The organism is Microbacterium paraoxydans (genome assembly GCF_018224615.1).
Taxonomy (GTDB): domain Bacteria; phylum Actinomycetota; class Actinomycetes; order Actinomycetales; family Microbacteriaceae; genus Microbacterium; species Microbacterium paraoxydans_B.
The window spans coordinates 163,157-182,652 of record NZ_JAGTUK010000001.1 but is presented as its reverse complement, the minus strand read 5'-3'; the positions used below and the strand labels follow the sequence as shown (position 1 = coordinate 182,652).

At 71.8% G+C, this 19,496-nt stretch carries 20 protein-coding genes; 6 read left to right on the top strand and 14 right to left on the bottom strand.

Features of this window, described 5'->3' with window-relative positions; all coding sequences use genetic code 11:
• The first annotated feature begins 32 nt into the window (after nt 1-32).
• Nucleotides 33-809 (top strand): hypothetical protein, encoded by a 777-nt coding sequence (locus KE274_RS00880; protein ID WP_211540018.1) that lies wholly within the window; start codon nt 33-35, stop codon nt 807-809.
• A 33-nt stretch (nt 810-842) separates the two neighbouring features.
• On the opposite strand, the gene KE274_RS00875 is transcribed toward KE274_RS00880, so the two are convergent.
• Entirely contained in the window at nt 843-2,000 is a 1,158-nt protein-coding gene (locus tag KE274_RS00875; RefSeq protein ID WP_211540016.1) for an ROK family protein, read from the bottom strand.
• A gap of 120 nt (nt 2,001-2,120) precedes the next feature.
• Here KE274_RS00875 and KE274_RS00870 point away from each other — a divergent pair, with 120 nt between their 5' ends.
• Both KE274_RS00870 and KE274_RS00865 read left to right on the top strand, forming a co-directional pair.
• Nucleotides 2,121-3,203 carry an ROK family transcriptional regulator gene (locus KE274_RS00870; protein ID WP_211540014.1) on the top strand — a complete coding sequence of 361 codons (1,083 nt, stop codon included), beginning with the start codon at nt 2,121-2,123 and terminating at the stop codon, nt 3,201-3,203.
• Between the two features lie 95 nt (nt 3,204-3,298).
• Nucleotides 3,299-3,892: a short chain dehydrogenase gene (locus KE274_RS00865; protein ID WP_211540012.1), complete on the top strand. Its 594-nt coding sequence runs from the start codon at nt 3,299-3,301 to the stop codon at nt 3,890-3,892.
• A 16-nt stretch (nt 3,893-3,908) separates the two neighbouring features.
• Here KE274_RS00865 and KE274_RS00860 read toward each other — a convergent pair whose 3' ends face one another.
• Entirely contained in the window at nt 3,909-4,208 is a 300-nt protein-coding gene (locus KE274_RS00860) for a chorismate mutase (protein ID WP_211540004.1), read from the bottom strand.
• A gap of 61 nt (nt 4,209-4,269) precedes the next feature.
• On the opposite strand from KE274_RS00860, the gene KE274_RS00855 reads away from it, so the two are divergent.
• On the top strand, nt 4,270-5,478 hold the full coding sequence (locus KE274_RS00855; RefSeq protein ID WP_211540002.1) for an AI-2E family transporter: 1,209 nt from the start codon (nt 4,270-4,272) through the stop codon (nt 5,476-5,478).
• Between the two features lie 61 nt (nt 5,479-5,539).
• Here the strand turns inward: KE274_RS00855 and KE274_RS00850 are convergent, their stop codons facing one another.
• The 11 genes from KE274_RS00850 to KE274_RS00800 form a co-directional block, all read right to left on the bottom strand.
• Nucleotides 5,540-5,752, bottom strand: coding sequence for a hypothetical protein (locus tag KE274_RS00850; protein ID WP_211540000.1), 213 nt, complete (start codon nt 5,750-5,752; stop codon nt 5,540-5,542).
• A 143-nt stretch (nt 5,753-5,895) separates the two neighbouring features.
• A complete protein-coding gene (locus tag KE274_RS00845; RefSeq protein WP_211539998.1) occupies nt 5,896-6,813 on the bottom strand; it encodes an ABC transporter substrate-binding protein in 918 nt (305 codons plus the stop codon).
• A 48-nt stretch (nt 6,814-6,861) separates the two neighbouring features.
• Entirely contained in the window at nt 6,862-7,587 is a 726-nt protein-coding gene (locus tag KE274_RS00840; RefSeq protein ID WP_211539996.1) for an ABC transporter permease, read from the bottom strand.
• A complete protein-coding gene (locus KE274_RS00835; RefSeq protein WP_211539994.1) occupies nt 7,584-8,276 on the bottom strand; it encodes an ABC transporter permease in 693 nt (230 codons plus the stop codon). The genes KE274_RS00840 and KE274_RS00835 overlap by 4 nt, the downstream gene beginning before the upstream one ends.
• Nucleotides 8,273-9,133, bottom strand: coding sequence for an ABC transporter ATP-binding protein (locus tag KE274_RS00830; protein ID WP_211539992.1), 861 nt, complete (start codon nt 9,131-9,133; stop codon nt 8,273-8,275). The genes KE274_RS00835 and KE274_RS00830 overlap by 4 nt, the downstream gene beginning before the upstream one ends.
• Nucleotides 9,134-9,172: 39 nt before the next feature.
• On the bottom strand, nt 9,173-9,475 hold the full coding sequence (locus KE274_RS00825; RefSeq protein ID WP_211539990.1) for a DUF427 domain-containing protein: 303 nt from the start codon (nt 9,473-9,475) through the stop codon (nt 9,173-9,175).
• Nucleotides 9,476-9,608: 133 nt separating this feature from the next.
• Nucleotides 9,609-11,042, bottom strand: coding sequence for a dihydrolipoyl dehydrogenase family protein (locus tag KE274_RS00820; RefSeq protein ID WP_211539988.1), 1,434 nt, complete (start codon nt 11,040-11,042; stop codon nt 9,609-9,611).
• Between the two features lie 165 nt (nt 11,043-11,207).
• A complete protein-coding gene (locus KE274_RS00815) occupies nt 11,208-11,783 on the bottom strand; it encodes a biotin transporter BioY (protein ID WP_211539980.1) in 576 nt (191 codons plus the stop codon).
• A 75-nt stretch (nt 11,784-11,858) separates the two neighbouring features.
• Nucleotides 11,859-13,250: an MFS transporter gene (locus KE274_RS00810; RefSeq protein WP_211539978.1), complete on the bottom strand. Its 1,392-nt coding sequence runs from the start codon at nt 13,248-13,250 to the stop codon at nt 11,859-11,861.
• 69 nt (nt 13,251-13,319) lie between these two features.
• A complete protein-coding gene (locus tag KE274_RS00805) occupies nt 13,320-14,423 on the bottom strand; it encodes a lactonase family protein (RefSeq protein WP_211539976.1) in 1,104 nt (367 codons plus the stop codon).
• Between the two features lie 16 nt (nt 14,424-14,439).
• On the bottom strand, nt 14,440-15,726 hold the full coding sequence (locus tag KE274_RS00800) for an adenylosuccinate synthase (protein WP_211539968.1): 1,287 nt from the start codon (nt 15,724-15,726) through the stop codon (nt 14,440-14,442).
• A 221-nt stretch (nt 15,727-15,947) separates the two neighbouring features.
• Between KE274_RS00800 and KE274_RS00795 the strand changes: the two genes are divergently transcribed.
• Nucleotides 15,948-16,649 (top strand): Pr6Pr family membrane protein, encoded by a 702-nt coding sequence (locus KE274_RS00795; RefSeq protein ID WP_211539966.1) that lies wholly within the window; start codon nt 15,948-15,950, stop codon nt 16,647-16,649.
• 249 nt (nt 16,650-16,898) lie between these two features.
• Here KE274_RS00795 and KE274_RS00790 read toward each other — a convergent pair whose 3' ends face one another.
• Nucleotides 16,899-18,326: an NAD(P)/FAD-dependent oxidoreductase gene (locus tag KE274_RS00790; RefSeq protein ID WP_307872111.1), complete on the bottom strand. Its 1,428-nt coding sequence runs from the start codon at nt 18,324-18,326 to the stop codon at nt 16,899-16,901.
• Nucleotides 18,327-18,539: 213 nt separating this feature from the next.
• On the opposite strand from KE274_RS00790, the gene KE274_RS00785 reads away from it, so the two are divergent.
• Nucleotides 18,540-19,466, top strand: coding sequence for a DMT family transporter (locus KE274_RS00785; RefSeq protein WP_307872110.1), 927 nt, complete (start codon nt 18,540-18,542; stop codon nt 19,464-19,466).
• Nucleotides 19,467-19,496: the final 30 nt, after the last annotated feature.

The window sequence follows — 19,496 nt, the reverse complement described above, 5'->3', positions numbered from 1 at the left end:
CGCGGCGGGCGGACCCGTGACGAAGGAGTCGCATGACCGCCACCCGCCCCACCCTTCTCGCGACGACCGCCGCCGCGCTCATGCTCGTCCTCGCCGGATGCGGCGTCACCGGGCCGGTCGGCACGGTGTCGCCCTCCCCGTCGGCTTCCGAGGCGGACGCGGTGGCGACGGTGGCCGTGGCAGGTCCCACGCTCACCGGGACGGGGCCGAGTCCGGCTTCGCCCGGGCTGGACCTCAGCGTGCCGGACGGAACGCGGTCGGTGACCGTGGAGCTCACCTGCAGCGGCGGCGGTCCCTTCCACGTGGAGCTCGGCGATTCGATGATGCTGAATCAGGCGCCGCTACGTGGCACCTGCGACGGCACGACCACGCTCGCGTGGCCGTTCACGGAGCAGACTGCGCCGACGCTCACCGTCTGGGTGCTCGACGGGGTGGAGTGGGAGGCGGTGCCGTACTACTCCACCGCCGAGTTCCACCGTGACGAGGCGCTCGTGGCGGACTGCGGCTCCTTCGCCGAGGTCTACAGTGCGATCACCAATGCGGAGCAGGGGCTCACCCTGTACGGGGCCTTCGACGAGGACGAGTGGACGGCGCGCATGGACGACGCGACCGCCGACCTCGACGCTCTCGTCGCCACCTCGCAGAGCACGCTGACGCCCGCGTTCGCCGAGATCCTCACGATCGTTCGCGGGCCCGACCGGCAGCCGGGGTCGCTGGTGCCGGCGATCACGCCCGCGATTTCCCCGATCGGGTCGGCCTGCGACGCCAACCACAGCCCGCTGATCCTCACGGCCGAGTTCGGCGGCTGACCCCCGGCGCTCCGGAGGGAGCCGCGGCCGGGCTCAGGCGGAGACGGTGCGGAGCTGCGCGGGGCTCCAGCGCACGCCGAGCACGGCGGTGAGCGCGGCCTGGGCGGCCCCCGCCGACGGCGGCACGCGCGGGTCGGCGTAGCGGATGGGCACCTGGGCCGTGCCGCGCGCGGCGTAGTCGGTCTCGGCGCGCACGCGCTCGAGGAACCGCGGGCCGAGCACGGTCGCCGGTCCGCCGATCACGACCTCGATGGGGTCGAGCAGCGCGCTGATGAGCTTGATGGCCCTGGCGAGAGCCCGGGCGCCCTCGTCGATCAGCTTCTGGTCGGCGCGCGCGACGAGGGCGCGCGTGGCCTCGGCGTCGAGCGTGTCGGTGAACTCCTCGCCGAGCATGGGGCCGAGCGCCGCGGCCGACTCCAGGCACCCGCGGCGTCCGCACCGGCAGGGCCGCGCGGCCTCGCCGAAGACGACCTGCACGTGGCCGATCTCGCCCGCACGATCGCGTGGCCCCGGGGCGAGCTCGCCGTCGAGCGTCACGGCCGCGCCCACACCCCCGCCGAGGTGGATGAAGAGCCGGTAGCCCGCGGCGGCCTCCTCCCGCACGGCCTCCGCGACGGCTTCCGCGTCCACGTCGTTCACGAGCAGCACCGGGGCGCCCGCGATCGCTTCGAAGCGCTCCGCCAGGGGCACGTCGTGCCACTCCAGCTGCACGCTCTCCAGCACCGAGCGGCCGTCGGTGGTGCCCGGCACCTGCACGCCGACCGCGAGCAATCGACTGCCGACGCGTCCCGCGACCTCACGGACGGTGTCGTCGAGCACACGGTCGCGCGTCTCCGGGGTGTACGTCACGGTTCCGGCCTCGAGCGCGGTGCCGTCGAGCGCGACCAGTGCCACGTGGGAGCTGGTGGGCTGCACCACGATCACGAGGATGCGGTGGTGCGCGGCGTCGACGCTGAGCGTGGTGGCGCGCTTGCCCCCGGTGCTCTCGGCCTGTTCGCCTTCGACCACGAGGCGGCTCTCGATCAGTTCGGCCACGAGCGAGGAGGCGGTGGCGGCGGTGAGGCCCGTGGCCCTGGCGATGCCCGCGCGGGTCTGGGTGCCGGACGCCTGGAACACGAGCTGGAGGGCGCGGCGCAGGTTCGCGCGCCGGACCGCGGCCTGGGTGTCCAGCGCGTCTTCGGTGGTGAACATGGTCGCGGCCCCTCGGGGGATGGGTGCGGTCATTGACAGCGCGCACGGCGCTCCGTACGCTCGATCCAGTTAGTTTATTCATTAAACTTAGTTGCCCGACCGAGCATCGGGAGGAGTGACGTGCACTACCCCCAGATCCTAGAGCGCACTGGCGACCGGGCACGAATCTCGCCGCCCACCCACGCCCGCGCCATCCGGGAGCGCAACCGCGCCCTCGTCCTGCGCACGCTCATGGAGCACTCCACGGCCAGCCGCGCCGACCTCTCCCGCTTCACCGGACTCGCCCGCCCCACCATCTCCGAGGTCGTGCGCGACCTGCTCGACGAGGGCGTGCTCCGCGAGACCGGCCCCAGCCAGGACGCCCGGCCGGGCAAGCCCGCCGTCATGCTCGAGTTCGACCAGCGGGCGGTGCAGGTCATCGCGCTCGACCTCAGCGTGCCGGGACACGTGACCGCGGCCCTCGCCACGCCGGACGGCCGGGTCGAGCACCGCACCACGCGCGCCCTCGCCGCCGACCCCGCCGCCGCGATCGCCGCGCTCGCGGAGCACCTCGCGAGCGTGGCCGACAGCCGGCCGCTCGGCATCGGCATCGGCGCGCCCACCGGCTCCCCCGCACTGCTCGGCCTCGGACCGCGGCTCGCCGAGACCCTCGGGCTCGACGTGCACGTGTTCGACGACGCCGACCTCGTGGCCGACGCGGAGCAGCGCTTCGGCACGGTCGGCAGCGACTTCCTGCTGGTGCGCCTCGGCACCCGCATCGGCACCGCGATTCGCGTGGTGGGCGACGACGGGGCGCCCGTGGAGCGCTCGATCGGCGCCCGCGAGCTCGCCCACGTCGTGGCGGGCGGCGACCCCGGCGACCGCTGCCCGTGCGGACGCGACGGCTGCGTGCACGCGTGGGCCGCGACGCCCGCGCTGCGCCGCCGCCTCGCTGGCGCGGATGCCGACGCCGTGCTCGCCGAGGCGGGGGCCCGGCTCGGCACCTCGCTCTCCGTGATCGCCGCCGCGGTCGACCTGCCGACGATCCTGCTGAGCGGCCCGTCCGACATCGCGACGCCGCCGTTCGCGGAGGCCACAGCGGCCGCCGTCCGCGCGGCCTCCCACCCCTCGCTGGGCCCGGTCGTGGAGCGCAGCCTGCTCGACGACGCGGTGCTGCGGGGAGCCGCGACCCGCGTGGTCGCCGCCGCGTTCAGCCCGCGCTGACCCGCCGCCCGAACGACCCTCGACCCGCGCGGAGGGTGGAAGACTCGTGCGGGGCGGGTGATCGACCGCTCGTGAGCTCTGGCGGAAGGACACCCATGAAGGCACTCGTGATCGGCGCGACCGGCAGCATCGGCGGCGTGGTCGCCACCACCCTCGAGGAGCGCGGGCACGAGGTCGTCCGCGCCGCGCGCACGACCGGCGAGCGCGTGGACGTGACCGACCCGTCGTCCATCCGGGAGCTCTTCGCGCGCGTCGGCTCCGTGGACGCGGTCGTGGTGGCGGTGGGTTCCGTGCCGTTCAAGCCGCTCGGCGAGCTGAACCGCGACGACTACGTGGCCGCGTTCACGGGCAAGACCCTCGCGCAGCTCGACGTGGTGCGCGAGGCCCTGGGCGCGGTCGCCGACGGGGGCTCGATCACGCTGACCAGCGGGGTGCTCGCGCGCGAGCCGATCGCCACGGGCGCCGCGGCGGCCCTCGCCAACGGAGCCCTCGAGTCGTTCGTGATCACGGCCGCCGCGGAGGCACCGCGCGGGATCCGCATCAACGCCGTCTCGCCCGACGTGCTGGAGAACTCCCCCGGCTACTTCGACGCGTTCCCGGGGCACCGTCCCGTGAGCGACCAGGAGGTGGGTCGCGCGTACGTGCGCGCGGTCGAGGGCGTCATCAGCGGACGCATCCTCGCGGTGTGACCTCCGCGACCGCGGCTCAGCGGCTCTCGGCGGCCTCGGTGTGGTGGCGGATGACCTCCGCGACCACGAAGTTGAACCACTTCTCCGCGAACTCGGGGTCGAGGTGGGCCTCCTCCGCGAGCGCGCGCAGCCGTGCGACCTGCTGTTCCTCGCGGTTCGGGTCGGATGGGGGCATGGCGTGCTCGGCCTTGAGGTGCCCGACCTGCTGTGTGGCACGGAAGCGTTCGGCCAGCATGAAGATCAGCGCCGCATCGATGTTGTCGATGGTGGCGCGCAGACGGAGCAGCTCGGCCTTCGGATCCTCTACGGCGGTCATCCTCCCACTCTAGGGGCGAGGTCCCCCCGGCCCCGCGGTCGGGCAGCGCTATCGTGTGCTCATGAGCAACGACGAGTCGCCGGCACCCGCCCCCCACGACGACGCGCTCCCCGAGCCCGTGGACTCGGCCCTCGCCGGCGCCCCGGCCGACGCGGCCCCCATCGCGACCGCGCACGCCGCCCGCCCGGTGGTGGTGGAGCCCATGACGCCCAGCCGCTCGTTCTGGACACGCATCGACCGGCCGTTCGTGTTCGGCTTCCTGGTCACGCTCGGCGGCCTCGGCGCGTTCGTGATCGGCCTCGCGCTGTCGAACCTGTCGACCGTGCTCATCTACATCGCCCTCGCCCTGTTCGGTGCGCTCGGGCTCGACCCCGCTGTGCGCTTCCTGGAGCGGCGCGGACTCTCCCGGGCCATCGCGGTCGTCATCACGATCGTCGCGCTGATCGTGGTGTTCGCGCTCGTGCTGTGGATGATCATCCCGATCGTCGTCGACCAGATCTCGCAGTTCGTGCGGTCCGTTCCCGGCATGATCCAGGACTTCACGAAGACCGACCTGTACGCCACGCTCGATGACCAGTTCGGCGACCAGTTCCAGGATCTCGTCGGCGAGGTGCAGAAGTTCCTGTCCGACTTCGGCAACCTGGCGACGATCGGCGGCGGGGCGCTCGCGGTGGGCGCCTCGATCGCCTCCGGCATCTCCGGCGCGATCGTCGTGCTCGTGCTGACGCTGTACTTCCTCGCGACCCTCCCCGCCATGAAGCAGGGCATGCTGCGCCTGGCCCCGGCCCGCGACCGCGCTCGCACGAGCGACATCGCCGACCAGATCACCGATTCGGTGGGCGGCTACGTGATGGGCATGGTGGTGCTGGCGTTCTGCAACGCGACCCTGGCCCTCATCCTCTACGCCGTGCTGGGCCTGCCGTTCCCGCCGCTCATGGCCGCCATCGCGTTCTGCGTCACACTCATCCCGCTCGTCGGATCGGTGCTGTTCTGGATCATCGGCACCGGGCTGGCGCTGTTCACCAACCCGATCGCCGCGCTCGTGTTCGCCGCGATCTACCTCGTCTATATGCAGATCGAGGCGTACGTGCTGACGCCGCGCGTGATGAACCGCGCGGTGGCCGTGCCCGGCTCGCTCGTGGTGATCGGCGCCCTGGCCGGCGGCACGCTGCTGGGGCTGCTCGGTGCTCTGGTCGCGGTCCCGGTCACCGCGTCGATCCTCATCATCATCAAGCAGGTCCTGGTCCCCCGGCAGGACGCGCGCGTCTAGTCACCGCCGCACGACGAAGCGCCCGGCCCCGCGAGGGACCGGGCGCTTCGTGCGACGCCGCTCAGGCGGGCGACTCAGGAGAGTCTCCGCCCTCGGGTGCGGACTTCCGGTGCCTGCGTAGGTCCACGAGATACCCCCCACCCGCCAGCACGACCCAGCAGGCAATGATGGTCACGGAGGTCGGCAGTGCGGGCGAATCCGTCAGACCCTCATAGACGTACGGACTGACGAACGCCACGACGATCGACAGCACGAATCCGATCGCGAAGAACATGCCGACGACAGTAGCAGTCCGTTTTCCTCGTAGTTCCCTGGGCAGATTAGGCATTTGAGTCCAATATGTCGTCATACGTGGACATGGCCCGCACGACGAAGCGCCCGGCCCCGCGAGGGACCGGGCGCTTCGTGCGACTCCGCTCAGGCGAGGTCGTTGTCGGCGAGCCACTGCTTGGCGATCTCCTCCGCCGACTTCTTGTCGACCGTGCTCTGCACGTTGAGGGCCACCAGCTCCTCCGCGGTCAGCTTCTCGCTGATCGCGTTGATCACGTCGGCGATCTCGTCGGCCACGTCGCTCGACGCGATCGGCACGACGTTGGACGCGAGGATGATGTTCTCCGGGTCTTCCAGCGCCACGATGTCCTCGGTCTGGAACGCCGGGTCGGCCGAGTAGATGTCGGCCACCTGGATCTCGCCGGCCAGCAGCGACTCCAGCGTGGTCGGGCCGGTGGCCGAGAACGCCAGGTCGACGCCGTAGACCTCCTTGGCCTTCGCGGGACCGTACGGACGCTGCTCGAACTCCGGCGCCGCACCGATCGTGACCGGGGTGGTGACCTTCGACAGGTCGGCGATCGTGGTGAGGCCGTTCTCCTCGGCGAAGCTCTTCAGCACCGTGTACGTGTCCTGATCGGTCGCCTCGGCATAGTCGAGCGCCGTGAGGCCGTCGGGCAGCGCCTCCTGCAGCGCCGAGTACACGTCCTCCGGGCTGGTGGCGGTCGCGTCCTTGTCCAGGTACTCCAGCAGGTTGCCGGTGTACTCGGGGAACAGGTCGATCGCGCCGGACTCCACGTCGGGCATGTAGGCGTCGCGCTGGCCGATGCTGAACTTGCGGTCGACCGTGAAGTCGGCGGCCTCCAGCGCCTGCGCGTAGATCTCGGCGATGATCTCGTTCGAGTAGTACGCCTGCGAGCCGATCACGATGGTGTCGCTGCCACCCGAACCGGAGTCCTCCGTGGGGGTGTCGAGCGGGTTGCTGCTGGTGCAGCCGGCGAGAACGAGCGCTGCGGCGATCGCGGCGCCGCCGGCGAGGGCGAAGCGGGACGAGCGTGCGGTGAACATGGGACTTCCTCTTCTCTGGGACCTGCGGATGCTGTGGACGGACGTCAGTCAGGCGGGAGCGGCGGCCGGCGCGGGCGCGGAGGCCCTGGCGCGTCGGCGCACGGAACGGGGGCGCACACCCTGCGGCACGGCGGCGTGCTGGGCGAGCGCGAGCAGGAGGTCGACCAGGAGGGCGAGCACCGCGACGAGGATCGCGCCGCCCAGCACCTGGTCGAAGCGGCGCAGCGGGATGCCCTGGATGATCGGCCAGCCGAGACCGCCCAGGTTCACGTAGGCGGCGATCGTGACCGTGGCGATCACCTGCAGCAGCGCCGAGCGCAGACCGCCGACGAGCAGGGAGAGGCCGAGCGGCACCTCGACCTTCCAGAACACCTGCCACTCGGTCATGCCCATGGCCCGCGCGGCGTCGAGCACTCGGCGGTCGATCGCCTCGAGGCCCGTGTAGGCCCCGGCGAGCAACGACGGGATCGCGAGCAGCACGAACGTGATGATCGCCGCGAGCGGGGTGCGCAGTACGCCCAGCAGCAGCACCAGCAGCACCATGAGGCCGAACGACGGGATGGCGCGCGCCGCCCCCGACACCGCGACGGCGATCTCCCGCCCGCGGCCCGTGTGCCCGATCAGCCAGCCCAGCGGCACCGCGATCACCGCGGCGATCACCACCGAGACGACCGTGTAGAAGATGTGCTGCCCGAACAGCACGGGCAGCGAGTACGCACCCTGCCAGCGCTCGGGCGAGAACAACCAGGCGAAGGCCTCCGCGAACAGGTTCATGCGGCCGATCCGATCGCCGCCGTGCGACCCACGGCCGCCTTCGTCGCCGTCTTGGTGACCGCCCGCGTCCACGGCATGAGCGCCCGCCCCGCGAGCAGCAGCAGCAGGTCGACGATCAGCGCGATCACCACGACGGCGACCACACCCGCGAAGACCTCCTCGATGATGCGGCGCTGCAACCCGTCGGTGAACAGGTAGCCGAGGTTGCGCACGCCGATCAGGATGCCGACCGTGGCGAGCGAGATCGTGCTGACGGCGGTGACGCGGAGACCCGCGAGGATCACCGGGCCGGCGAGCGGGAACTCGACCGCCCAGAAGCGGCGGAACGGCGCGAAGCCGGTCGCGGTGGCCGCCTGCCGCACGTCGTCGTCCACCGAGTCGAGGCCGTCGGCGACCGCGCGCACCAGGATCGCGACGGCGTAGATGGTCAGCGCGATCACCAGGTTGGGCTCGCTGATCGCGGAATAGCCGAGCACCGCGGGGAGCAGGATCAGCAGCGCGAGCGACGGGATCGTGTAGAGCAGGCCGGTGAGCGCGATGATGGGGCCGCGCACCAGGCGGTAACGCCACGCCACCCACCCCAGCGGCAGCGAGAGCACGAAGCCCAGCACGATCGGCACGACGCTCTGCCGCAGGTGCGCGACGGTGAGATCGAGGATCAGCCCGAGGTTGTCGACCACCCAGTTCACGGGGCCGCCTTCGCCGCGGCGGCTCCGCCCACCAGCTCGTCGGGGGCGTCGACGATCGCGCCCTGCGTGCGGCCCTCGGAGTCGACCACGACCGTGCCGCGCGGGGTCTGCTTGAGGTGCAGTGCCCGGCGGCCGCGGTCGGCGCCGATGAACGCCGAGACGAAGTCGTCGGCCGGGTTCTCGATGATCTCGCTCGGGCTGCCCACCTGCACGACCCTGGCGCCCTTGTCGAGGATCACCACCTGGTCGCCCAGCAGGAACGCCTCGTCGATGTCGTGCGTCACGAACACGACCGTCTTGTCGAGCTCGTGCTGCAGGCGCAGTGTCTCCTGCTGCAGGTCGGCGCGCACGATGGGGTCGACCGCGCCGAAGGGCTCGTCCATCAGGAGGATGTTCGGGTCGGCGGCGAGCCCGCGTGCCACACCGACGCGCTGCTGCTGCCCGCCCGACAGCTGGCTGGGGTACCGCTCGGCGAGCGCCTGGTCGAGCCCGACCGTGGTGAGCAGCTCACGGGCGCGCGCGTGGGCCTCCTTGCGCTTCACGCCGTTGAGCCGCAGCACCGTGGAGACGTTGTCGATCACGGTGAAGTGCGGCATGAGGCCCGAGTTCTGCATGACGTAGCCGATGCGGCGGCGCAGGGCCACCGGATCGCCGGAGAGCACGCTCTCGCCGTCGATCTCGACCTCGCCCGAGGTGGGCTCGACCATGCGGTTGATCATGCGCAGGAGGGTGGTCTTGCCGCAGCCGGACGAGCCGACGAACACGGTGGTCTTACGCGACGGCAGCACCAGGCTGAAGTCGTTCACGGCGAGCGTCCCGTCGGGGAAGCGCTTGGTGACGTTGCGGAACTCGATCATGGGGGTTCTTCTCCGACGGTCGTGCGGGCGCGGCGCGGCTCAGGCCGACACCTCGACACCCGGGGCGAAGGCGACGTAGCCCGAGAAGTCTTTCCCGACCCGGTCGAACGCCGAGGGGTACGGGTGCGGGTACGACCACGCGAGGTCTTTGTGCAGCTCGCCACCGGCCCGCACCGAGTAGTACTGGCACTCGCCCTTCCACGGACAGGTGTAGGGCGTGGGGCTCTCGACGAGCACGTCGGGCGCGACCGACGCCGGCGGGAAGTACCAGTTGCCTTCGATGCGGATGAGGTCGTCCTGTGCGGCCTCGGCGAGCACGGTTCCTGCGAGTACAGCCTTCATGGTCCTGCCTCCTCGGATGTGGGTAAGAGCGTATAAGACGGCGACGACATCGAGCAGCGGCTTGCGCGGGCGGTCGTCAATGTGAGAAACAATCCCGGTGCTGTTCGGTGCGGTCGCGACAACGGATTGCCCGTCAGGCGGAGTCCCGTCCGTAGCCCTCCAGCAGCCGCAGCCAGATCTCGCTGATGGTGGGATACGACGGCACCGCGTGCCACAGTCGCGCGATCGGCACCTCGCCGACGATCGCGATGGTCGCGGCCTGCACGAGCTCCGCCACCTCCGGGCCGACGAAGGTCGCGCCGATCACGACGTCGCGGTCGGTGTCGATCACCAGTCGCGCCTGTCCCGCGAAGCCGTCCTCGTAGAGACTCGCGCCGGCGACCCACCCGAGGTCGTAGTCCACGACCTGCACGGCCGTTCCCGCCTCGCGGGCTGCGGCCTCGGTGAGTCCGACGGAGCCGACCTCCGGGATCGAGAAGGTGACCTGGGGCACCACCGCGTGGTCGGCCGTCGCGGCGTGCCGCCCCCACGGAGCGTCGTCCACCGCCTCGCCCTTGGCCCGTGCGGCGATCACGTCGCCCGCGGCACGCGCCTGGTACTTGCCCTGATGCGTCAGCAGCACCCGCCCGTTCACGTCGCCGACCGCGTACAGCCAGTCCACGCCGGGCACGCGCAGGGTGTCGTCGGTCTCGATCCAGCGCCCCGGCTCGAGCCCGACCACCTCCAGGCCGATGTCGCCGCTGCGGGGCGAACGACCGGTCGCGACGAGCACCTCCGTGGCCGTGACCTCCTCGCCGCTGTCGAGCGTGATGATGACGCCGTGCTCATCGCGGCGCACGGCCGTGGTGCCGGTGTTGGTGCGCACGTCGACGCCGAGCTCCTCCAGCCCCGCCGTCACGCGCTGACCCGCGAACGGCTCCATGCCGCCCAGCAGCCCGCTGCGTGCGAGCAGGGTCACGCGCGAGCCGAGGGCCGCATACGCCGTGGCCATCTCGACCGCGACCACGCCGCCGCCGATCACCGCGAGGCTCTCCGGCAGCTCCTCGGCGCTGGTGGCCTCGCGACTGGTCCACGGGGAGGCCTCGCGCAGCCCCTCGATCGGGGGGATCACGGCGTCGGAGCCCGTGCTGATCGCGACCGCGTGCCGCGCCCGCAGCACCCGGGTGCCGCCGTCGGCGTCCGTCACGGTCACCTCGCGCTCACCCGTGAGACGTCCATAACCGCGGGCGAGATCGATGCCGGCCGACTGCAGCCACGACACCTGCCCGTCGTCCGACCAGTTGCTGGTGAAGGAGTCGCGCCGCTCGAACACGGCGCGCACGTCGAGCGTGCCGGTCACGGCCTGCGATGCACCGCCCACGTGCTGGGCCGCCCGCAGCGCCTGCGCCGACCGGAGCAGCGCCTTCGACGGCATGCACGCCCAGTAGGAGCACTCGCCGCCCACCAGCTCGCTCTCCACGATGATGGCGGTGAGCCCGCCCTGCACCGCTCGGTCGGCGACGTTCTCGCCCACCGGTCCCGCCCCCACCACGATCAGGTCGTATTCGTCGGTCTTCTCGGCAGTCATGCGCCGCCCCTCTCCGTCGCCCGTGTCAGGGCAAGTCTTGCTCAAGACGAACGTCGAGTCACGGGCGCGTTGTTCCCGCCGCGCCGGAAACCGGGGGCGGGAACGCGTGATCCGGAGGCCGCCGACGCGGCCGGCCCCCGGATCGGCGGGGTTGCGGCGCAGGCCTCAGGCGACCGCGGTGCGCTGGCGCGTGTCGGCGAACGCGCGCGGATACGCCCGGCGCAGCGCCACCACGATCAGGGTGGCGGCGGCGACCTTGATGAGGTCGCCGGGGAGGAACGCGAGGGCGGACAGGGCCGTGAGGTCGAGCGGCACACCGGTGACGATGGCCTGGACGGGGATGCCGAACGCGTAGACCACGAGCACCCCGCCGACGAGCGCGGACAGCGCCACCCGCCACCAGGTGGGACGGCCCGTGCGTAGGAGCAGACCGATCACCACGACGCCCGCGATCCAGCCGAGCATGTACCCCGCGGTCGGGCCTACGAACACCCCGAGGCCGCCGCGCCCGCCCGCGAGCACGGGCAGGCCGAGGGCGGCGAGCGCCAGCACGACCAGGATCGACAGCGGGGCGACCCGCGGCCCGAGGACCAGTCCGGCGAGCATCACGCCCAGGGTCTGCGCGGTGATCGGCACGCCGCCGGGCAGCGGTACGACGACCGTCCCGAGCACGATGATGAGGGCGGCGAAGACGGCGATGCGGCCGAGCGTGGCGCCGGTGTCGCGGGACGTGGGGGTCATCGGGTGTCCTTCCTGAACGGTGTTCACCTGAACACCGTTCAACAGAGTAGGGAAGCCTCGCCCGCGCGCGCAACTTCACGCCGCGTCCGCGCCCGCGCCCTCCGCCGCACCGCGCACCCGCGGGGCGAGTACGGCCGCCGCGAGGGCGAGCACCGCCGCCAGCAGGAACACGCCGAGGAACGGGTCGGTCGCCGCGAGCGCAAGGAACACCATGCTCGTCACGGCGAGCGCCAGGGCACTCCCGAACGAGTCGGCCACCGTCATCGCGCCGCTGTTGAACCCCTGCGTCTCCGGCGTGGACAGCGCGAGCGTGAGCGCGCTCGACCGCGGGCTCATCAGCCCCATCCCCGCCCCGGCCACGACCCAGGCGACCGCGAGCAGCACCGGCTCCGCACGGAACGCCGCGATCACCGCGGTCAGCACGATCCCGACGAGCACGAGTGCCGTCCCGATCCGCACCGCCGTCACGCTCGACAGCCGCATGCCCATCCGCCCCTGCACGGTCGCCGCGACCGACCACGCCAGCGCGCCGCCCGTCAGCGCCAGTCCGGCCACCGTCGGGGTGAGGGCATAGCTGTCGGTGAGCAGATACGGCAGGTAGATCTGCGCGCCGAAGAACGCCGCGGCCGCGAGCCCGCGCACCAGGATGACCGACGGCAGCCCGCGCACGGCGCGCAGAGTGCCGCGCGGCACCAGGGGGCGCACGGCGATGAGCGCCACCACCACCGCGATCACGGCCAGCAGCGGACCGACCGCGGGCACGTCCCCCACGAGGTTCAGCGCCAGCACCGCGACCGCAGCCAGCACCGACCACCCCAGCCGCGCCACCGCCCACGGCGTCGCCGCATCGCCCTCGTTGGCGAGGCCCCGCAGCGCCGGGACGATCATCAGCAGCGCCACCAGCACGAGCACGACCACGCCGAGGAACACCCAGTGCCAGCTCCACAGCTCGGTCACCCCACCCGCGATCGTGGGGCCGACCAGCGACGGGATCACCCACGCGGCCGCGAACCCGGCGAAGATCGCGGGGTGCAGCGCTTGCGGGTAGACCCGGGCCACCACCACGTACAGCGCCACCATGAGTCCGCCGCTCCCCAGGCCCTGCGCGAACCGGCCGACCACCAGCACCTCCATGTTCGGCGCGAGCCCGGCGATCAGCAGCCCCACCACGAACAACGCGATCGAGGAGTACAGCGGCGCGACGGGTCCGCGCCGGTCGGCCCAGTTGCCCGCCGCGACCATGCCGATCACGCTCGTGGCGAGGGGTCCGGCGAACGCGAGCGCATACAGTCGCTCGCCGTCGAGGTCGGCGCTCACGGCCGGCATCACGGTGGTCACCGCGAGCGACTCGAACGCCCCGAGGAACACCAGGGCGCACGCCCCGATCGTGATCCACACGTATTCACCCCCGAGGATGCGCGGGGTGGCGGGGGTGGTCGGCGCTGCGCGCCCGGTCTCGGTCGTCATGGACTCGACCGTAGAACCTCAAGTTTCCTTGAGGTCAAGCGGAACAGGCGTCGCCGCGGTCGACGGCCCTCAGCGCAGCGGCAGGATGCTCGTCGGCGCGGGCGCCTGCGCCTCGTGCCGCACCCCGAGCGGGGCTCCCGTGCGGTCGTCGAGATCGAGCAGCGTCACCGTGTCGGACCGCTGCCCGGCGACCAGCAGCTTGCCCTGATACACGAGGTGGTGGCGCGGCCAGTCCACCCCGGAGTCGGCGAGCGCCACCGGCTCCAGCGCCTCCCCGCTACCGCGCACGCGCAGCGCCGCGATCGTGTTGCTGCCGCGCAGCGCCGTGTACAGGAACTGCCCGTCGCGCGTGCGGGCCAGCTCCGCGGGGAAGTCGCTGCCGACCTGGGCGATCGGGCTCGCGATCGTCGCCGACACCACGCTCCAGGTGCCGTCGGCCGCCGCGGCGAGCGTGAACACCTCGCAGGAGTACTCCGTGACCGCGTGCAGGTGCCCGCTCGGATGCACGACCATGTGCCGCGGGCCCGTGCCCTGCGGCAGCACGACCTCCTGGTCGAGCTCCAGCCCGCTGCCCCGCGCCCGCCAGAAGCGCACGAGGTCGAAGCCCAGGTCGGTCGTGACGATGCGGCCGTCGGGCAGGAACGCCGCCGAGTGCGCGTGCGAGGCGCGGTCGGGTCCGCCATAGGGGTCGGCCGCCGCGACACCGTCGCCCGGAGGGGTGGCAGGAGCCGCCTCGGGGTCGCCCTCGCCGAACAGGGCAGCACGCAGGGCGGCCGCCGCGTCCTCCTTCGCGGGCACGATCCTTCCGTCGGCCGCGAGACCGTAGCGCACCACACGGCCGTCGCCGTAGCAGCTCGCGATCAGGCTCTGCCCGTCGGGCGACACCGCCACGTGGCACACGCCGTCGCCCGCCGCGACCGGAGCACCGAGGGGCGTCAAGGCCGTGTCACCCGTGCGCACGAACGCCTGCACGGCCGCATCACCCTCGAGCGCGGCATAGACCACGTCGAGCGTCGGGTGCTGCGCGAGCCATGACGGCGACGGCGTCTGCGTCACCGCCCCGCGATACGCGAGAGTGCTCGCCTCCCGGCCCTCGTCTCCCGCGAGCACGCCGATGCCCTCGGCCGAGCCCTCCATCGCGGGGCCGTAGCCGCCCAGCCAGAACCGCGTCACGGTGCTCTCCCGTCGCTCAGTCGAGCAGGTCGTGGCGCACGATCACCTGATCGCGCTCCGGGCCGACGCCGATCACCGAGATGCGCGTGTTGCTCATGCGCTCCAGCGCCAGCACGTAGTCCTGCGCCGTCTGCGGCAGGTCCTCGAACGTGCGGGCGGTCGAGATGTCCTCGCTCCAGCCCGGGAAGTACTCCAGGATCGGCTTCGCGTGGTGGAAGTCGGTCTGGTTGACCGGCACCTCGTCGAAGCGCTCCCCGTCGACGTCGTACGCCACGCACACCGGGATCCGGTCGAGCCCCGTGAGGATGTCGAGCTTGGTCAGCACGAGGTCGGTGATGCCGTTGATGCGGGTGGCGTAGCGGGTGATCGGCGCGTCGTACCAGCCCACCCGACGCGGACGCCCGGTCGTGGTGCCGAACTCGAAGCCCTGCTTGCGCAGCCACTCGCCCTGCTCGTCGAACAGCTCGGTCGGGAACGGGCCGGAGCCCACGCGGGTCGTGTACGCCTTGACGATGCCGACGATGCGGTCGAGCGCGCCGGGACCGACACCGGAGCCGGTGGACGCGCCACCGGCCGTGGCCGACGACGACGTGACGAACGGGTAGGTGCCGTGGTCGATGTCGAGCATGGTGGCCTGGCCGCCCTCGAACACCACCACCTCGCCGCGGTTCAGCGCCTGGTCGATCAGGTAGCCCGTGTCGGCGACCATCGGGCGCAGCCGCTCGGCGTAGGACAACAGGTCCTCCACGATCTCGTCGCACGTGACGGCGCGGCGGTTGAAGACCTTCACCAGCAGGTGGTTCTTCTGGTCGAGCGCGCCCTCGACCTTCTGGCGCAGGATGTTCTCGTCGAACAGGTCCTGCACCCGGATGCCGACGCGGTTGATCTTGTCGGCGTAGGCGGGGCCGATGCCGCGGCCCGTGGTGCCGATGTTGCGCTTGCCGAGGAACCGCTCCGTCACCTTGTCGAGCGTTCGGTGGTACTGCGTGATGATGTGCGCGTTGGCGCTCACCTTGAGGCGCGACACGTCGATGCCGCGGGCCGACAGCGCCTCCAGCTCGGAGAACAGCACCTCGAGGTCGATGACCACGCCGTTGCCGATGACCGGGGTGACCCCGGGCGACAGGATGCCGGAGGGGAGCAGGTGCAGCGCGTACTTCTCGTCGCCGACGACCACGGTGTGCCCGGCGTTGTTGCCGCCGTTGAACTTCACCACCCAGTCGGTGCGCTCACCGAGAAGATCGGTGGCCTTGCCCTTTCCTTCGTCGCCCCACTGCACGCCGACGATCACGATTCCTGGCATGGGTGTCCCCCCTGCTTTCGCCGGGTTTGCACCGGCCGATGAGCTGGCCCTCTTCGGGCGCTCCCATCCTATCGGGAGGGCTCGGACACCCCTTCCGGTGCGTCGTTCCGCCGCAGGAAGTCCTCGCGGAGCCAGGATCGGGTCACCCGCCGATGGTGGTGCGGACCAGCGGTCACCGGGTCCAGGAATCGGTACCGCTACAGTGTGCGACGGAGGTGGGCATGAGGCGGTGGTGGCCCTACGTACGGCTCGCGGGAGCGGCGCTCACGGTGGCGGCGATCGTGGCGCAGCTCGTCCGCACGCTCGAGATCGCCCGCGACGCGGACACCGATTGGGGCGGGCACCTCCCCACCGTGATCGCGAACTTCTTCAGCTTCTTCACGATCGAGTCGAACGTGCTCGCCGCGGTCGCGCTGGCCGCGGGTGCCGTGTGGGCGCTGCGTCACCGCGACTCGACCGGCCCCGAGCCCCGGTGGCTCGCGATCCTGCTGGTGTGCGCGACCACGTACATGCTCGTGACCGGGGTGGTCTACAACACGCTGCTGCGCGGCATCGCCCTGCCGCAGGGCGCGACCGTGCCCTGGTCCAACGAGGTGCTGCACGTGGTCGCGCCGCTCCTCATGCTGCTCGACCTGCTGTTCGCCCCACGGCGGCGAGCGCTCGGCTGGAGCACGGTCGCGATCACCGCGGTCTTCCCGCTGGTGTGGGTCGTGTACACGCTGATCCGCGCGAACCTCGTGATCGCCCCCGCCACGGGCGAGCACTGGTGGTACCCGTACCCGTTCCTGAACCCGCACCAGCCCGGGGGCTACGGCACGGTGGCACTGTACGTGCTGCTGATCGCCGGGATCATCGTGGCGGTCTCGGCGCTCGTGGTGTGGACCGGACGACGACGCGGCACCACCCCCACGGCGCTCGCCTGACACCCCGCACCCGGCCGGCCGACGTCTCGCGGCCCCCACGCGCGCGAGATCATCCGGGTGATGACGGGTGGCATGTCTTGTGCGGTGGGTAACCCGGTGTCACGCTACCTGTGGCGTCGCCGACCCCGTTGGGTGCAGCGGACGGCGACGCCGGGCTCCGTCCTTAACCCCGCCAAGGGCGGCACCCGGCGGGGTGCTCTCGCGTCGCCCAGGGGGCTGATCGCCGCGAGAGCACCCCGACGAACCCGATCAGGCGGGGAGCAGCGCCTCCCGCTCATCGTCGTCCGCCGCCTCGTCGCCCGGGAGCAGCGCCGTACCGCGGGCGTCCGGGTCCACGTCGAGATAGCGTTCGAGCGAGTCGTCGAGCTCCTGCAGCCACGGCGTGTGGTGCACCGCGGCGAGGGTCCCGGTCATCACCGAGGCGTACACGCGGTCGCGGTAGCCCATGATGTCCTCCTTCTTGTCGCGCTTCCACGCCAGGAAGATGTCGACGACGCGGTCGAGGTCGAACGCCGGGTAGTCGGTGCACTCGAGCAGGTCGCGGATGTAGTCGGCCTGGAAGCGGATCTCCGACGCGGCGGAGTCGATCGCGGCGAAGCGCTCCCGCCACTGCGCGATCGAGGCCGCGCGCTCCGCCTCGTCGGGGAGGGCGATGCGCCCGAGGATCACGTCGCGCACGAACCACGCCTGCGCATCGAACATGTTGAACGTGAACCACTGGTCCTGCGCTCCCAGGTACGCCAGGCGCGGGTTGCCCTGCCACAGCACGCCGCGGTACAGCCCGTCGGGGTAGACGTTGTTGGGCGACGACAGCGCGAGGTCGCCGGGGAGGAACGGGTACCGGTGCAGATAGCCCGTGCACAGGATCACGGCGTCCACGCGCTTCGAGGTGCCGTCGGCGAAGTGCGCGACGCTGCCCTCGAAGCGCTCGACGACCGGTCGCTCCTCGATGCCGTCCGGCCAGTCGTAGCCCATCGGGGCGGTGCGGTAGCTGGCGGTGACCGAGCGGGCACCCATCTTGAACGCCTGGCTGCCGATGTCCTCCGCGGAGTAGCTCGACCCGACCACGAGCACGTCCCGCCCGGCCAGGGCCTCCGCACCCCGGAAGTCGTGCGCGTGCGCGATGGAGCCGGGGAAGGTCTCGATGCCGGGCAGCTGCGGCATGTTCGGGAAGGAGAAGTGCCCGCTGGCCACGACCACGCGGTCGAACTCCTCCGTGGTCGAACGCCCGGTGGGCAGGTGCTCGCTCGTGACGCGGAACACCTCGCGCTCCTCGTCGAACTCCACCCAGCGCACGGCGGTCCGGAAGCGGATCAGGTCGCGCACCCGCGTCTTCGCGAGGCGCCCGGCGATGTAGTCCCACAGCACGGGGCGCGGCGGGTAGGAGGAGATCGGACGGCCGAAGTGCTCGTCGAAGGTGTAGTCGGCGAACTCCAGCGCCTCCTTCGGGCCGTTCGACCAGAGGTTGCGGTACATGCTGGAGTGCACCGGCTCGCCGAACTCGTCCAGCCCGGTGCGCCAGGTGTAGTTCCACTGGCCGCCCCAGTCGGCCTGCTTCTCGAAGCAGACCAGTTCGGGGATGTCCGCCCCCGCACGGGCTGCGGACTCGAAGGCCCGCAGCTGTGCCATCCCCGAGGGGCCGGCACCGATGATCGCTACTCGTTCACTGTTCGTCACGTATGTCCTCACACTCTTGCGTCATGTATCGGGCGCAGCGGCATCCGGGCGAGGAGGACAGTCGTTCCCCGGGGGGAGCGGAGTGCTCGACCTGCCCGGACAGTGGCTGCTCTTCGACGTTAGCAGTGCGCCTCGGCGCCTCTGGCGGGAATGCGACGGCGGCTGTCGCTCGGGAGGATCGCCGGTGTCGGTGGTCGCTGGCAGGATCGGACGGTGCGACACACCCCTACGCGAGAGCCCGCCGCCGACGAGCAGACGTCCGGCCGCCGCCAGGGCGTGCTCGTGCTCCTCGCCGCGATCGTGACGGTGGTGCTGTGGGCGTCGGCGTTCATCGGCATCCGCGGCGCGGGCCCGCACTACGATCCCGGGGCGCTCGCCCTGCTGCGCATGGCCGTCGGCACGCTCGCCCTCACCGTCATCGCGCTGCGCCACGGCATCCGCCTGCCCGGCCGCCGGCAATGGCTGCTGATCGCGCTGTGGGGCGTCGGCTGGTTCTGCGTGTACAACCTCGCGCTGAACAGTGCCGAGCGCACGCTCGACGCGGGCACCGCCGCGATGGTGGTCAACCTGGCGCCGCTCATGGTGGTCGTGTTCAGCGGGCTGTTCCTGCGCGAGGGCTTCCCCCGCCCGCTCGTGATCGGCGCGCCCATCGCGTTCCTCGGGGTCGTGCTCATCGGCATGAACTCCACCGGCAGTCACGGTCCCGACGTGACCGGGCTGCTGCTGGCCCTGCTCGCCGCGGTGATGTACGCGGGGTGCACGCTGCTGCAGAAGCACCTGCTGAGCGGGGGAGCCGACTCGACCACGCTCACGTGGCTCGGTGCCGCCGCCGGCACGGTCGCGCTGCTGCCCTGGACCGGGCAGCTCGTCGCCGATGTGCAGTCCGCTCCGCTCGACGCGACCCTGTGGGTGGTGTACCTGGGCGTGTTCCCCACCGCGATCGCGTTCACCACCTGGGCCTACGTGCTCCAGCGCAGCACCGCGGGCAAGACCTCCGCCACCACGTACGTCGTCCCGGCGCTCGCGATCCTGATGTCGTGGATGATCCTCGGCGAGGTGCCCACACCGCTCATGTTCGTCGGCGGGGCGCTGTGCCTGCTCGGCGTGCTCATCACGCGGTTGCGACCGCGCTCCCGCTGACGCCGAACCGCGGTCGCCGACGAGGCGCTG